Source organism: Streptomyces longispororuber (assembly GCF_014656095.1).
In the GTDB taxonomy this organism is placed as follows: Bacteria; Actinomycetota; Actinomycetes; order Streptomycetales; family Streptomycetaceae; genus Streptomyces; species Streptomyces longispororuber.
The window spans coordinates 1-14,290 of the sequence record NZ_BNBT01000184.1; the positions used below are offsets into that span (position 1 = coordinate 1).

9 protein-coding genes are annotated in these 14,290 nt (G+C 74.5%); 2 read left to right on the forward strand and 7 right to left on the reverse strand.

The annotated features are described in order from the left end of the window. Nucleotides 1-137 precede the first annotated feature (137 nt). Nucleotides 138-1,442, reverse strand: coding sequence for an extracellular solute-binding protein (locus IE330_RS34240; protein ID WP_190140076.1), 1,305 nt, complete (start codon nucleotides 1,440-1,442; stop codon nucleotides 138-140). A 370-nt stretch (nucleotides 1,443-1,812) separates the two neighbouring features. Between IE330_RS34240 and IE330_RS34245 the strand changes: the two genes are divergently transcribed. After that, a complete protein-coding gene (locus tag IE330_RS34245; RefSeq protein WP_229926123.1) occupies nucleotides 1,813-2,835 on the forward strand; it encodes a LacI family DNA-binding transcriptional regulator in 1,023 nt (340 codons plus the stop codon). A gap of 49 nt (nucleotides 2,836-2,884) precedes the next feature. On the opposite strand, the gene IE330_RS39790 is transcribed toward IE330_RS34245, so the two are convergent. Next, entirely contained in the window at nucleotides 2,885-6,187 is a 3,303-nt protein-coding gene (locus tag IE330_RS39790; protein ID WP_190140078.1) for a CHAT domain-containing protein, read from the reverse strand. A 1,794-nt stretch (nucleotides 6,188-7,981) separates the two neighbouring features. On the opposite strand from IE330_RS39790, the gene IE330_RS34255 reads away from it, so the two are divergent. Next, the gene (locus tag IE330_RS34255) at nucleotides 7,982-8,191 is read left to right on the forward strand and encodes a hypothetical protein (RefSeq protein WP_190140079.1); all 210 of its coding nucleotides are present in this window, start codon (nucleotides 7,982-7,984) and stop codon (nucleotides 8,189-8,191) included. A gap of 1,034 nt (nucleotides 8,192-9,225) precedes the next feature. On the opposite strand, the gene IE330_RS34260 is transcribed toward IE330_RS34255, so the two are convergent. From IE330_RS34260 to IE330_RS34280, 5 genes are all read right to left on the reverse strand, one after another. Further along, a complete protein-coding gene (locus IE330_RS34260; protein ID WP_190140080.1) occupies nucleotides 9,226-10,575 on the reverse strand; it encodes an MFS transporter in 1,350 nt (449 codons plus the stop codon). Continuing rightward, nucleotides 10,560-11,492, reverse strand: coding sequence for an ArsR/SmtB family transcription factor (locus IE330_RS34265; RefSeq protein WP_373314801.1), 933 nt, complete (start codon nucleotides 11,490-11,492; stop codon nucleotides 10,560-10,562). The genes IE330_RS34260 and IE330_RS34265 overlap by 16 nt, the downstream gene beginning before the upstream one ends. Before the next feature lie 204 nt (nucleotides 11,493-11,696). Continuing rightward, a complete protein-coding gene (locus IE330_RS34270) occupies nucleotides 11,697-11,870 on the reverse strand; it encodes a hypothetical protein (RefSeq protein WP_190140081.1) in 174 nt (57 codons plus the stop codon). Between the two features lie 465 nt (nucleotides 11,871-12,335). Beyond that, nucleotides 12,336-13,844, reverse strand: coding sequence for an SDR family NAD(P)-dependent oxidoreductase (locus IE330_RS34275; protein ID WP_190140082.1), 1,509 nt, complete (start codon nucleotides 13,842-13,844; stop codon nucleotides 12,336-12,338). 75 nt (nucleotides 13,845-13,919) lie between these two features. Next, nucleotides 13,920-14,290 (reverse strand): WS/DGAT domain-containing protein (locus IE330_RS34280; protein ID WP_190140083.1); only part of this gene is annotated, 371 nt, incomplete at its 5' end.

Consider the following 14,290-nt stretch of genomic DNA (forward strand, 5'->3'; position numbering starts at 1 on the left):
GGCGGTCCGTGCGGCGGCCGGCGCGCGCCGCCCCGGCGGCGGCGGGCGTCCGGCCGCCGGGCAGCACCGGGGATGCGGCGGGGCTCGGGCTCTTCATGGCTGACATGGCTGACGTTCCCTGGTCGAGGTTCAGAGGTTCAGCTCTGCTGGAGCAGCCGGTCACAGGCCTTGACAGCGTTGTCAAGCGCTTCCTTGGGGCTCTGCTTGCCCTGGAGCGCCTTGGCGACGGCGTTGCGCAGCTCGACCTTCATCTGCTCGCTGAAGAGCACGGGCGTGTAGTTCACCGCGGTCTTCAGGGACTTGGCGGCGGCGATCCGCACGCGCGTCTCGTCGGTGCCGTCGGGCTTGGTGAAGTAGGGGTCGTCGAGGGAGCCCTTGGTGCTGGGGAAGATCGCGACCTTCTTGGCGAAGGACATCTGGCGCTGCGCGTCGGTGACGAAGTGCGCGAAGGCGACGGCGGCGGGCGTCTGCTTGGTGCGGGTGTTCACCATCACGCCCATGACGTACATGTTGTCCTTGCCGGTGTTGCTGATCTGCGGCGTGATGCCGATGTTCTTGTACAGGCCGGGGGCGTCCTTCTTGAACTTCTCCAGGTCCAGGGCGCTGCCCGGGTTCATGGCGACGGCCTCGGTGAGGAACTTCTTGCCGGTCGACTCCGGCGTGGCCGTCAGGGCCTGCGCGTCCAGGGCCTTGGCGTCGTACAGCTTCTTGTACCGGGTGAGCAGTTCGACACCCTTGGCGTCGTTGAAGGTGAAGCCGGTGCCTTCCTTGTTCATGAGCGGGACGCCGTAGCGGCCGAAGTCCTCGATGGTGGGGACGTTGGCGAGGGTGGCGATGTCGCCCTTGCTCTTCTTCGCGATCTCCAGCCCGGCGTCGAAGAGTTCGTCGTACGTCTTCGGGGGCTTGTCGGCGTCGAGACCGGCCTCCTCGAACAGCCGCTTGTTGTAGAACAGCGGGCCGGTGTTCAGGTACCAGGGGAAGGCGTACGTGCCCCGCGTGCCCGGCACCTGGTGACTCTTCCAGGCGCCCGGCAGGTACTCCTTCTCGTACTTCGCCGCCGCCTTGTCGAGGTCGAGCGCGAGCCCGGCCTTGGCGAGCGGCGCCACCAGGTCCGGGGAGACGTTCACGACGTCGGGCAGGGTGCCCGCGGCGGCGTCCGCGCTGATCTTGTCGGCGTAGCCCTCGCCGGGCTGGTCGACCCATCTGACCTCGGTCCCGGGGTACTCCTTCTCGAAGTCGTCGATGACGCCCTCGAAGTAGGACTTGAAGTTCGCCTTGAGGTTCCAGGTCTGGAAGGTGATCTTGCCCTCGACCTTGCCGGAGGCGTCGGTCGAGCCGCCGTCGTCACCGCCGCCGCAGGCGCTCAGGGGCAGCAGCACGGCGGCGGCCACGGCGGCCGTGACCGCTCTGCGGGGGCTGCGGGGTGTCCAGGAATGACGCACGGTGATCGGCTCCTTTGCTCGGCCGGCGGAGGGCGGGCGCGGGCCACCGGTGGCGGTGGCGACCGCGGGAAATCGCGCCGAGGCAGACCCTGCATGGAGTTCCGGTGAAAAGTCAATGGATTGGTGACGATTCGCCTTCCCGGACGCCCGAGTCGGGTCGAACTAGCAGGTCAGCGACGTGCGTTGAAAGCCTTGCCAGCAACAGCTAATGCGCTTTAGGGTGTGCTGGCTCAAGCGCATTAGTACCGGGCGGCGACACCAGGGCCGCACGGCCACCGAGCCGCGCGTGCGCCGCGGGCGGACGCGCCTGCCGCAGGCGGAAAGGGGCAACGGGGTGCAAGGCAAGCGGTCACCGGCGCGCCGGCCGACCATGAAGGACATCGCCCGGCGCGCCGGTGTCTCCGAGAGCGCCGTCTCCTTCGCGCTCAACGACCGGCCCGGCGTCTCCGAGGTGACCCGCGACCGGGTGCGCCGGGTCGCCGAGCAGCTCGGCTGGCGGCCCAGCACGGCGGCGCGGGCCCTGTCCGGCGAGGGCGCGGCGACGGTCGGCCTGGTCGTGGCCCGGCCCGCCGCCACGCTCGGCGTCGACTCGTTCTTCCTGCAGCTCATCTCCGGCGTCCAGGAGGTCCTGGCCGAGCGCCAGCTCGGGCTGCTCTTCCAGGTGGTGGAGGACGTGGACGCGGAGTGCGCGGCCTACCGGCGGTGGTGGGCCGAGCACCGGGTCGACGGCGTCCTGGTCGTGGACCCGCGCACGGACGACCCCCGGCCCGCGCTCCTGGAGGAGCTGGGCCTGCCCGCGGTGGTCACCGGCGGCGTGCCCGACCCCGAACGGCCGCCGCGGCCCGGCCTGTCGACGGTGTGGGCGGACGACGCGGGCGCGATGGCCTCCGTGGTCGGCCATCTGCACGCGCTCGGCCACCGCCGCATCGTCCACATCGCCGGTCTCCCGGGGCTCGCGCACACCGAGCGCCGCATCCGCACCCTGCGCGCGGAGGCCGAGCGCCGGGGCCTGAGCGGGGTGCGGTCGGTCACCACCGACTACTCCGACGCGGAGGGCGCGGCCGTGACCCGCCGGGTGCTGCGCTCCGCGTCCCCGCCGACGGCACTCGTCTACGACAACGACGTGATGGCCGTGGCCGGCGTGGCCGCCGCGGCCTCCCTCGGCTTCGCCGTCCCCGCCGACGTGTCCGTGGTGGCCTGGGAGGACTCCGCCCTGTGCCGCATGGTGCACCCGTGGCTGACGGCCCTGTCCCGCGACACGGTGTCCTTCGGCCGCACGGCCGCGCGCGAACTCCTCGGCCTCCTCGACGACGCCCCGTCCGCGACGGTCCAGGTGCCGCTGCCCTCGCTCATCGAGCGGGAGAGCACCGGGGCGGTACGCGCGTCGGGGTGAGGCGGGGCACACCGTCCCGGGGCAGGTTTGCCCGGCGGGGTCGCGCGGGTCAGGTCCCGGGCATGTCCGGGGCCTGTGGGGCGTGCGGAGCCTGTGGGGCGTACGGAGCCCGTGGGGCGTGCGGGGCCTGTGGGTGCGGGGCTGGTGGGGCGCACAGGGCTGGTGGTGCGCCCGGGGCGCGCCAGTCGCCGAGGAGCCGGAACGGTGCCCACGTGTCCAGGCGGTCCCCGCCCGGGAGCGCGCGGGCCGCGAGCACGGCCGTGCGCAGGGCGCGCGCCGGGGCCTCGCCCGCGGCGGCCAGGTCCTGGAAGTCCCCCAGGAGTGCCGCGGCGCCCTCCGGGGCGGGCCACAGGCTCGTGACCAGGGATCGTACGCCCGCGTGCAGCAGGGCCCCGCTCAGGCCGGGGGTGTCGTCGCCACGGCCGGTGCCGCCGGTCCCGCCCCCGGTGAGGACGGCCAGCCGTACGCCGTGCCAGTCCTGGCGCAGGATGTCACGGGCCGTCAGGACACCGCCGTCGAGGACGAGCCCGGCGGACAGCGGGTCGGCCGGGTCGGAGGGGGCACGGCAGACGGCGCGCAGGACCGCCGCGCCGGGCGGGGCCCCGCCGGGGGCCCCGTACGGGTGGCCGCCGGAGTCCCCGTCAGGGTCGCCGGTCACGACGGTGCCGCCGCCGGTGGCGGGCGCGCGCCGGACGAGCGTACGCAGCGACGTCACGGTGGGCAGGTACGCGACGGGGTTGCGGTCGATGAGCGTGCCCGTGCCGTCGGGGCGCAGGGCGTGGAAGGGGACGGCGCGCAGCGCGCCGGCCGGGCAGATGAGGACGGTGTCCCCCGGGCGGGACAAGGCGGCCAGCGGCGCCACGAGTGGGTCCAGGACGCGGTGGAAGCGCCCCGGCGCGGCCTCGGCCATCGCCCGGACGCGCCCCGCGCTGCCCAGGTTGGCCCCGACGAAGCGCAGCACCGCCGTGCCGTCGACGTCGAGGGGGGTGACGCGCATGCCCCCGAGGCCGGGGAACCCGTCCACGTGGTGCGTACCGCCGGAGTCGCCCGCCTTGCCTGCCTCGTCAGCGCCGAGTGTTGCACCTGCCCCCCGCGCCACACGTGTCTCACCGGTATCGCCGTTGACGGTGAACAGGGCGATCTCGCCGGTGTCGAGCAGCGCGTACGAGGCCAGGACGGTGCGCTGTCCGGCGAGTGCGCGCCCCACCGCGGCCGGGTCCATGGCGGTGGCGCGGCGGACCGCGACGTACTCCTCGGCGAGCGGGCCGTACCCGGCGAACTCCCGCCACACGGCGTCCAGCCGCGCGGTGATGTCGTGGAGGCGGCGCCGGTCCACCACGGGTGCCGCTGTCAGTGACGTCCGCTCCCGGAGCAGTTCGGCCTCGTGGCGCGGCAGTGCGGGCGGTACGCCGTCGGGGATGCGCAGTCGCGCGCTGCTCATGGCGTCGAGCTGGGGCCGGGCGCGCTGCCGCTCCGAGGCGGCGAAGGCGGCTGCGACGTGGTGGCGGACGTCCTCGCCCCGGGCCGCGCTCTCCGCCCGCCGGAGGTGGAAGCGGGTCAGCAGCGCGTACGCCGTCGCCACGTCGTCGTCGAGGCGCAGGCGCCGCCGGGGATCGGGTTCGGCGGCGCGCACCAGGGCGGCGGTCTCGACGCCGCGTTCGAGGACGTCCGTGGCCGTGTCCTGCTCGCCGTACTCCCAGGCCGCGCGGGCCATGGGCAGGATCGCGGGCCAGGCGCGCCCGGGGACGACCGTGGCCGTGGTCCCGCCGTGCGGCGCCCGGGGCCGCGGCCCGCCCCCGCCGCCGGGCACGCCCGCCAGGCGCAGGACCCTCTCGTACGCCGGCACGGCGTGGCCGAGGTCGGGTCGGCGGCGCAGTACGGAGGCGGTGGCCAGCCAGTTCCGGGCCAGCCGGTCGGCGTCGCCGCAGGCGTGCCGGCGGGCCTCGGCGAGGTGGCGCAACGCCGTCCGGGGCAGGTACAACTCGTCGAGCGCCACGCCCAAGTGGTGGTGGGCGACGGCGAGGGCGACCGGCTCCGGCGGGCACGTCGCCTCGCGCCCGGCGAGCGCCAGGGCCCGGTGGAACCAGCCCAGGGCCCGTTCCCACTCGCCCAACCGCTGCCAGGCGAGGGCCAGTTCGACGAGCGAGTGCGCCCGGCCGGGGTCGTTCGCGAGGGTGTCGGCGGCCAGCTCGTCCAGCCTGTGCTGGTAGTCCTCGGCCGCGGCCGCGTCGCCGCAGCGGCGTGCCAGGCGGCCGAGCGCCGCGTACAGCGCCGCCCAGGAGTCGAGCGGGCCGACATGACCGGAACCTGCCCAGGGCTCGCGGCCCGCGCGCTCCCGCTCGTGCTCGTCGGCCTCCGTCCACCGCTCGGCCTGGCGCAGCAGGTCATAGACCTCGCTGTGGCGGCCCATCGCCTCGAGGACGTCCGCGGCCCGGCGCAGGGCGTCGGCGAGCAGCCGCGCCCGGCCCGTCCCGGCGGGGTCACGCGTGGGCCACTGGGTGTCCAGGTGCTCCGCGAGCTGGACGCCGCGCCGGGCGAGCAGCAGGGAGCGCTCGGCATCCTCCGCCCCGGCACCCCGGTGGACCACCATCTCCCGCAGCGCTTCGGCCGCCTCCGCCCAGTGGTACGCCCCTTGCCGCCGCAGCCAGCCGTCGAAACGGGCGTCGTCATCCACCGCGTCGAACAGCCCCCGCAGCACGGGGCCCCGCTCCCGCAGCGCTGCTTCACGTGCGGCGGGCCGTACTGTCTGGACTGTCTGGACTGTCTGAGGCTCGGGGTCGGGGTCGGGGTCGGCATTGGGGGTTGGGTTGGGGGTTGGGTTGGGGGTTGGGTTGGGGGTTGGGTTGGGGGTTGGGTTGGGGGTTGGGTTGGGGGCGGGATGAGGGCTGAGGGTGGGTGGTTCGAGGGCCGGGCCGCTTCCGGTGGTGGCCGGGGATGCGGCGGGGGGTGCGGCTGGGGATGCGGTGGGGGGTGCGGTGCGTGGGGGCAGCGCCGCGAGGGAGCGCCGGGCGCCGCTGTGACCGGGGTCGAGGGCCAGCGCACGCTCATAGCAACGCCGCGCCTCCTCCGTGCCGTCGGGTGTCTCGCGGAAGGTGTCGCCGAGGAACCGCCAGGCCAGCGGCGTCTCCTCCACCGCGAGCGACTCCTGGAAGTGCACCCGCGCGAGCCCCGTCTCCCGGCGGACGAAGTGCACGTCACCAAGCATGAACAGCGCGAGCGAACTGTCCGGGTCAACCTCCAGGGCCTGGCGGTAACAGGCCGCGGCGTCGGCGTACTCTCCCCGGTGGAAGTGGTCTTCCCCGCGCCCGATGAGGTCGCCCGCCTCGCGCCGGGCACGGGTCACGAGCGGCATGCCGAGCAACTTCGCTACTTTGGCCGCGCACCGGGGGTCATCCTCCGCGAGCCGCAGCAATGCCCGGCGGCTGTCTGGGCTTCCGGCGATTTGGGCGGCGTGGATGCGTGCGGTGGTGTCGCTGGGGGTGGAGGTGAGGGCGGAGGTGGAGGTGAGGGCGGGGGTGGAGGTGAGGGCGGGGGTGGAGGTGAGGGCGGGGGTGGAGTTGAGGGCGGGGGTGGGGGTGGGTGGTTGACCGGGTTCACAGGCTTCGCCACAGGGGCTGAACCCACGGGATTCGTCGGTGTCGCCGGATTGGTCAGGGTGGCCGTGTTGCCTGGGTTCACCAGGTTCGGCAGGTAGTTTCGGTTCACCGGGCCTCGGGGGTTGCGCGGGTTCACCGGGGCTGCCGGGTGGCAACGGTTCACCGGGCCCCTCGTGTTGACTCGGTTCACCAGACGCGCCAGGCCGTTTCGATTCACCGGACTCCGCAGGTTGCCCAAGTTCACCAGAGCCATCGAGTCGCAGCGGCTCACCGAGGCGCTCGTGTTGACTCGGTTCACCAAGCTCAGCAGGTCGATTCGGTGCGCCGGACCCCAGGGGTTGCGCGGGTTCACCAGAGCCGCCGGGTGGCAACGGTTCACCGGGCCTCTCGGGTTGACTCGGTTCACCAACTTCGCCCGGTCGTAGCGGCTCACCGGATTCCCCAGGTTGCCCGGGTTCACCAGAGCCACCCCCTCGCAACGGGTCACCGAGGCCCCCTTGTTGAGTCGGTTCACCAGGCCCGCCAGGCTGTCGCAGAGCACCGGTTTCCCAGGGTTGACTGCCCTCACCACGTTCGCCGTGTTGACGCGGTTCACCACGTTCACGTCGTACGTCTGCCGCATCGGGCTCGCGCTCGTCAGGCTCGTCGAGTACGTCGAACGGGCCGTTGACCATCGGGCATACGTCAGCTCGCGTGCCCCCGTGGGAGCGCGTGTACCCAAGCAGTGGTGCGGCGGGCTCGAGGACGTCGCCCGGCGTGGGTGGCAGCACGTGTGCGCGGCGGCCACCGCTGATGCGTGCCAGTTCCTCGTCCCACTTTCGGGCCTCGGGGTGCCCCTGGTGGGTGAGCAGGAGTACGAGGAGTTCGACGCAGGGGGCGTCGGCGGGTACGGGCGGGGTGGTGAGGCGGGAGCGGAGGAGTGCCACGGCCTTGTCGGACCGGCCTGCCATGGCGTACGCGTAGGCGAGGGCCGTGACCGCCCGCCCGTCACCGGGGTCGTCGGCCAGGATGGCGGTGAGGACGTTGATCTCCCGGGCCGTCGCGCCCTCGGTGTGCAGTCGGCGCGCGAGCGTCCAGCGGAAGCGGGCGGCCCGTGGGTAGGCCGCGAACACCTGGTCGCCCAGGGCCGCCCACGCCGGCAGCGCCTCGCCGTCTCGCGCGTGCGTCCCCGACCCGAGGTGGAACGGATGGTTCCATGCGATCCACAGCTCGACCTCGGCGCCGCTCCCCCACTGCTCCAGCCAGCGCGTCAGGGTCCTGCGCCGCCCGTTCCGGCTCTGCAACGCCGCGCGCACCGCCGCGTACGCCGCGCACCGCACGGTGACTGCCGCCCGGAGGCCTGGGAGGGCACGGCCGCACAGCCCTTCGAGGGGGCCGAGCGCATCCAGGGCCGGGAGCGGGACTGCGGCGGGGGACTCGGCGGGGGCGGTTGCCTCTCCCGTGGAAGGCCTATGGGGAGCCGCTTCGTTCGTGCGGGGCGTGCGGTGAGCTGCCTTCCGCGTGAGGTGTACCGCCTCGTCCGTCAGGGCGGCTCCCATGGTGCCGAGCGCGTGGGCGACGCCGTCGAGGCGGGCGGTGGCCGGGCGCGCGACGCGTGTGAAGTGCCGGTGGGCCTCCTGCCGTTGCCCGGCGGCATCAGCGGCGATGCCGCGCAGCAGGTGCGTCTGCGCGGACAGCGTCCGCCCGACGTCCCGCGTGTCGCCGCCGTACGGATCGTCGCCCGCGGCGAGGGCGGCGACGGTTTCGAGTGCGTCCGCTAGGAGTTCGGCCTCCTCGTGTACCGCCCACGGGTCGTGACAGGTGGATCCGTACGCGACCACGTCCGCCAGCAGGGCCGCCGCCGCTCCGGCCGACCTCGCCACCACGGTGTCGCGCCGACCCGGCGTCGGCCCGGCGACCCAGGCCCGCAACCGCCGTCCGACCGCGGCGCGATCGATGCCCATGGCCGCGGCTGCGGGCTCGGCGTCTGCCGGGTGACAGGCCGTCACCGGGCCTCCTGCTGACACCGGCCCGCCCGCCGCCACCGGGCCGCCTGCTGACACCGGACCGCCCGCCGCCACCGGACCGCCCGCTGAAACCGACCCGCTCGCCGCCACCGGACCGCCCACCTCCCCCGGACCACCCGCCCTCCCCGGACCGACTGTCCTTCCCGAATCGCTTGCCTTCCCCGGGCCGCCCGCTGACGCCGGATCCGCCGCCGGACCCGAGTCGGCCGCTGACACCGGGTGGGCTGCCGCCCTTGAAGCGGCTCCACCTGTGCCGTCGACCGCCGCGAACCGACCGGCCTCCGCCGCCGCTTGGGTCATTGCACAGTCGAGGGCCGCCCGGTGTGTGGCCTCCCCCGCCGCTGTCGGATCGGCCGCTCGCGGCGGGATCGCCGCCGCCCCCGTGGCCCGGTCATCGGGCGTGGCCGGGGCGGCGGCCCGCGCCTCGGCCGCCCTCGGCGCCTGCGGCGGCCGCGATGTCGCCGGTTTCCCCCAGCCCCCTGGCGCCCCCGTTGTCCCGGGCCTCTGCGACGCCTCCGACACCCCCGGCGTCTCCGGCACCTCCAGCGTCCCTGTCGCCCCCGGCGCCACCGACAGCGCAGGCGCCCCCAACACTTCAGGCGTCCCCAACACTTCAGACGCCCTCGGCGCCCCGGACACTCCCAGCGCCTCCGGGCCGAATCGATCGTGCATCGACCCGGCCCACGTGACCAGCATGTGCAGCCCCAGCACCGTGTCTCCCTCGCGCCGTCCCTCGGTTCAACCCCCAGGAACGCCGTGGGTGAGGCCGCGGTTCCCGTGCGTAAACGTCAACGGTCGGCCAAGTGCGCCGCGTTGACGAGCGCCTTCGGCTCGCCGGCCCCGGCGGACCGGGGTCCGCGGCGTATCCACAGTGCGGCGCCCGCGAGCAGGACGGCGGCGCCGAGCAGCCAGCGCGCCGGGCCCGCCGGGAGGGCGCCCGCGGCCAGGCCCGTGACCGCGCCGACCAGTTGCAGCGCCAGGGACTGGACGGACAGCGCCGTGGCGCGACCCTCGCTCGTCACCCGCCGGTGCAGCAGCTCGTTCTCGCTGGGGCCCGCGGCACCGAGGCCGAGGTACACCAGGACGTAGCCGCCGATGGCGAGCAGCAGCGGCGCCGCCCCCGAGGCGGCCGCCGTGGCGGCGAGCAGCAGCAGTCCGCCCGCGGCGGCGCCGAGGCAGACGAGGACGGCCCGTTCCCCGCTCCCGGCGAGCCGGGCCACGGGTGGCGCGAGCTGGCTGCCGAGGGCCGAGCACAGGTAACCGGCGCAGGCGAGCCCGGCGAAGACCACCGCGCCCGACTCCGCCGCGCCCGTCACATCGGCTGCCCGGCCCGGCGTGAGGAGCTCCAGGGTGACCAGGGCGCTGCCCGCCGCGCCCGCGGCGAGCACGACGCGGCGCACCAGGGCGTCGCGCCCGGCCAGGCGCACCCCGGCCGCGACCGTGCCGGGCACGCCGCGCAGGACACCGCGCAGGGTGGCGCGCGGCCGGGGCGGCTCGGGCAGGGCCGTCAGGACGTACGCGACGAAGGCGGCGGCCAGGACCGCGCCCAGCAGCGCCGGGACGGACAACGGCAGGACGAGCCCCGAAGTGGCCTCGTCGAGCCGGCCGCCGAGGTCCGGGCCGAGCCCGAGGAGCCAGGGCAGCGTGCCCCCGGTGAGCGTACCGACGGCGAGCGCCACCGCTGTGGCGGTGGAACCCCGCGCCAGGCCGGTGCGCAGGTCGGCGTCGGGCCCCGCGGTCGCGTGCACGGTGTCGACGTACCAGGCCTCGGCGGGACCGCTGGACAGTGCGCGGCCCGCGCCCTTGAGGGCCATGGCGACGGCGAGCACCCAGGCGGTGGTGCCGAGCGCGTGCAGCAGCAGTGCCACCGCGTCGAGTACGCCCGCGGCGGCGAGCACGGTACGCCGCCCCAGGACGTCGGAGAGCCCGCCGGTCGGCAGCTCCAGCACGGCGGCGGTCAGCGCGTGCGCGGCGACGCAGCCCGCGACGGCCGTCAGGGCGAGCCCCCGCTCGGTCATGAGCGGCACCATCGGGGCGATGGCGAGGCCCAGCGGCAGCCAGAACAGCCCGCAGGCGAGGACGTAGCGCCGGCGGGCGGCGCGGGGGTCGAGGACGCGTCGGGTCACGAGGTCGTCCACGTGACGGTGATGTTCCCGGGCTCCCCGGAACCGCCGGGCTCCCCTACGGCGTCCCCTTCTCCGGCTGCCCCCCGGTCCAGGCCCTGCGACTGCCCGCCCGTCGCCTCCGCCCCCGCCTTGTCCGTGCCGGACGACTGCCCGCCCGTCGCCCCCGCCTCCGCAGCACAGCCCTCGGCGAAGGACCGGGCATCAGCCCCGGCACCGGCACCCGCACCAGCACCAGCACCAGCACCAGCACCAGCGTCGGCACCGGCACCGGCACCGGCACCCGGGAAAGTCCCCGCCGGGTGCCCCGCCAGCGGCAGCGTCGCCGCCAGGACCACGACCTGTTCCGCCCGTGGGTCGTCGGCGTCGCGCGCGGTGAGTTCGGCGAGCTTGCCCTCGAAGACCTGCCACAGTTCGGCCAGCGACTCGGGCGTGAGGCGGGGCAGCAGGTCCGAGATCCCCGCGTGCTCGCGCCACGCGCGGTCGAGGCGCCCGGACTCCAGGTCCCGCTCGTGCCGGGCCAGCGCCTCGCTCAGGTGCTCGATCTGGCGCCGGGCCATGCGGCTCATGAAGGCGCGGCCCGCCGGGGAGGAGTCCATGTCCGCGTTGTCCCAGCCGGTGACGGCGTGCACCGACCGCCAGCGCCGCTCGCGGCCGTCGCGGTGCTCGGCCTCGGTGACGAACCGGTACTTCGCCAGGACCCGCAGGTGGTAGCTGGTGGAGGCGGACGACTCGCCGGTACGGGCCGCGAGTTCGCTGGCCGTGGCCGGGCCGTCCGCGCGCAGCATGCCGAGCAGCTTGATGCGCAGGGGGTGGGTGAGGGCCTTGAGGGCGGCGGCGTCCCGTTCCGGGTCGAGAACGCGACGGCGCGACGCGGTGTCACCGTGGCCCCCGCCCGCCGGGGCCGCTTCCGGGCTCTGTTCGTCAGCCATACGGGGAGGGTAGGCCGACGCCCGCATACTCCAAAAGAGTTTTTGCAAAATTAGTTTGGGGATGTGGTCGGCCGACGCCCAGGAGAGTGAGGGGGACGGGCGTGCGGCGGGCGACGGGGCCGCGTCGCGACGCGAAACACCCGCCCCGCGACCGTACGGAGACGGTGCGGGGCGGGCGGGTCGTGCGTCGGGGGCTCGGCCAGGTCAGTCGATGCCCTGCAGGATGTGCGGCTCGGCGAGGTCGTCCTCGTAGCCGGCCAGGCGGATCGGGGCCGCCATGGCCCAGGCGTCCAGGCCGCGGAGCTGCTGCGGGCGCGCCGCCCGCTCCCCCACGGAATCGGCCTGCCGCTTCTCCTGCTGCGTCAGATCTGGTGTCACCGCGCACTCCTTAAAGTCGCGTAGCGGACAAACGATGCCTTGCTGCCTTCGCTGTCTTCGCGGTCGCGGTGGCGCCGGTTCCGGGCGGGATCGCGGCCGTGGTGGCGAGCCTGTCCCTGGGCGGCGTGAGGCGGTGGTGGGTGCCCCCCGGCCGTCCGTTCGCACCAGCCTAACCAAATGAGCGGATGCTCGCTCGATAGGGCCGGAACAAGGGGTGAATTCCGGACATGTCCATGCGCTGGAGATGCCCGTACGTCGGACCGCTCGCCGACGCGGGCGGACGCCCCGTGATGCCCGGCCGGGACGCACCTGCCGAGTCACCAATTGCCCGGCGCGTAATCCTTCGGAGACGCGTCACCGCCCGCCGGGCGCGCGGCCCTGCGAGGACGCGTCACCGCCCGCCGGGCGCGCGGCCCTGCGAGGACGCCTCACCGCCCGCCGGGCGCGCGGTTCACCGGAGCCGCGTCACCACTTGCCGGGCGCGTAGTCCTTCAGGAAGACGCCGTACAGGTCCTCGCCCGCCTCGCCGCGCACGACCGGGTCGTAGACGCGGGCCGCGCCGTCGACCAGGTCGAGCGGGGCGTGGAAGCCCTCCTCGGCCAGGCGCAGCTTGTCGTAGTGCGGGCGCTCGTCGGTGATCCAGCCGGTGTCGACGGAGGTCATGAGGATGCCGTCGGTCTGGAACATCTCCTGCGCGCTGGTCCGGGTCACCATGTTCATCGCGGCCTTGGCCGCGTTGGTGTTGGGGTGCCCTGCCCCCTTGTAGCCGCGGCCGAAGACGCCTTCCATGGCCGAGACGTTGACGACGTACGACCGCTTGCTCGGGGCCTTGCGCGCGGCCTCGGCCATCACGGCGCGCAGCTTGCTGATGAGGATGAACGGCGCGGTGTAGTTGCAGAGCTGGGTCTCGAGGAGCTCCACGGGGGAGATCTGCTCGATGGACTGCACCCACGTGTTGCTGTCCACGACGTCCGGGACCAGGCCGCCCGCGTCGATGGCGGTGCCGTCGAGGTGCCGGGCCACGCTGGCGTTCCCGGCGACCAGAGCGAGGTCGGCGACCTTCTGCGCGTCCAGGCCCGCGACACCGGCGGGCAGCGCGGTCAGGCCGTCGACGGCGCCGGAGTTGAAGGCGCCGATGACGTGGTGCGGGGGCAGCTCGCCGGCGGGCAGCGGGGCGCTCTCGCCCTCGGCGAGGGCGGCGTAGGCGGACGGCAGGCGGCGCACGGTCTGCGTGGCGTTGTTGATCAGGATGTCCAGGGGGCCCTGCTCGGCGACCTGCTCGGCCAGGGCCACGGCCTGGGCCGGGTCGCGCAGGTCGATGCCGACGACCTCCAGGCGGTGGATCCAGTCCGCCGAGTCCTCCATGGCCTTGAAGCGGCGGATGGCGTCCTTGGGGAACCGCGTGGTGATCGTGGTGTGGGCGCCGTCCCGGAGGAGCCGCAGCGCGATGTACATGCCGATCTTGGCGCGGCCGCCGGTGAGCAGCGCGCGCTTGCCGCGCAGGTCGGCGCGGGCGTCACGCTTGCCGCGGTTCAGGCGGGCGCAGTCCGGACAGAGCTGGTGGTAGAAGTAGTCGACCTCCACGTACCGCGTCTTGCAGGTGTAGCAGGAGCGCGGGCGCTGGAGTATCCCCGCGATCTTCCCCTCGTCGGTGGCCGAGGAGGGCAGGATGCCCTCGGTCTCGTCGTCGATGCGCTGCGCGGAGCCGGTGGCCGTGGCCTCGGTGACGGCCTTGTCGTGGGCGGTCTTCGCGGCCCGGCGCTCCTGGCGGCGGCGCTGCTTCACGGTGCGGTAGATCCCGGCGGTGGCCCGGCGCACGGTGATCGCGTCCGGGTGGTCCACCTCCAGCTTGTCGAGCTCCTCGAGCACGCCGAGGCAGACGGCGAGACGCTCGGGGTCGATGCCGGGGCCGTACGTCACGTCACTGGTGACGGCGTCGGCGCCTTCCTGCTGGCTCTCGTCTGTGACCGTCATCGCCGCTGTCGTTCCTCATCGCACTCGTGCCGCGGCTCGCCTCGGATCGGCCACGGATACTCCAAAAGTGGAACTTTACGTAGCGGAGGCGCCCCGCATCAAACCCGTCCGGTCCGCGCAGGCGGCCACGAGCCCCGTGAGTTCGGCCCGTACGCACGCCGCGAGCAGGTCCAGGTCGGGTACCGCGGCCGCGTCGGCGACGAGGCCGTAGTGCACGTGCCCGCGGTACGTCGACACGGCGACGGCGAGCGCCTGGCCGCGGGCGAGCGGGGCGAAGGGGTAGACCTCCGCGAGCGGGCAGCCGCCCAGGCTCAGGCCGGGGCTCGGCAGCGGCACGCTGGTGACGACCAGGTCGAAGAGCAGCCGGGCGGCGTGGGCGACGGCCGGACCGCCGACGCGCAGGCCCAGCGGCGGCACGTGGTCGGCGAGCAGCGCGACGGCGCCCG

What these genes read in the sequence shown, in the direction of transcription:
- IE330_RS34245 (WP_229926123.1), top strand. Translation starts at nt 1,813, where the DNA reads ATGAAGGACATCGCCCGGCGCGCCGGTGTCTCCGAGAGCGCCGTCTCC.
- IE330_RS39790 (WP_190140078.1), bottom strand. Translation starts at nt 6,187, where the DNA reads ATGCCGCTCGTGACCCGTGCCCGGCGCGAGGCGGGCGACCTCATCGGG.
- IE330_RS34265 (WP_373314801.1), bottom strand. Translation starts at nt 11,492, where the DNA reads ATGGCTGACGAACAGAGCCCGGAAGCGGCCCCGGCGGGCGGGGGCCAC.
- IE330_RS34275 (WP_190140082.1), bottom strand. Translation starts at nt 13,844, where the DNA reads ATGACGGTCACAGACGAGAGCCAGCAGGAAGGCGCCGACGCCGTCACC.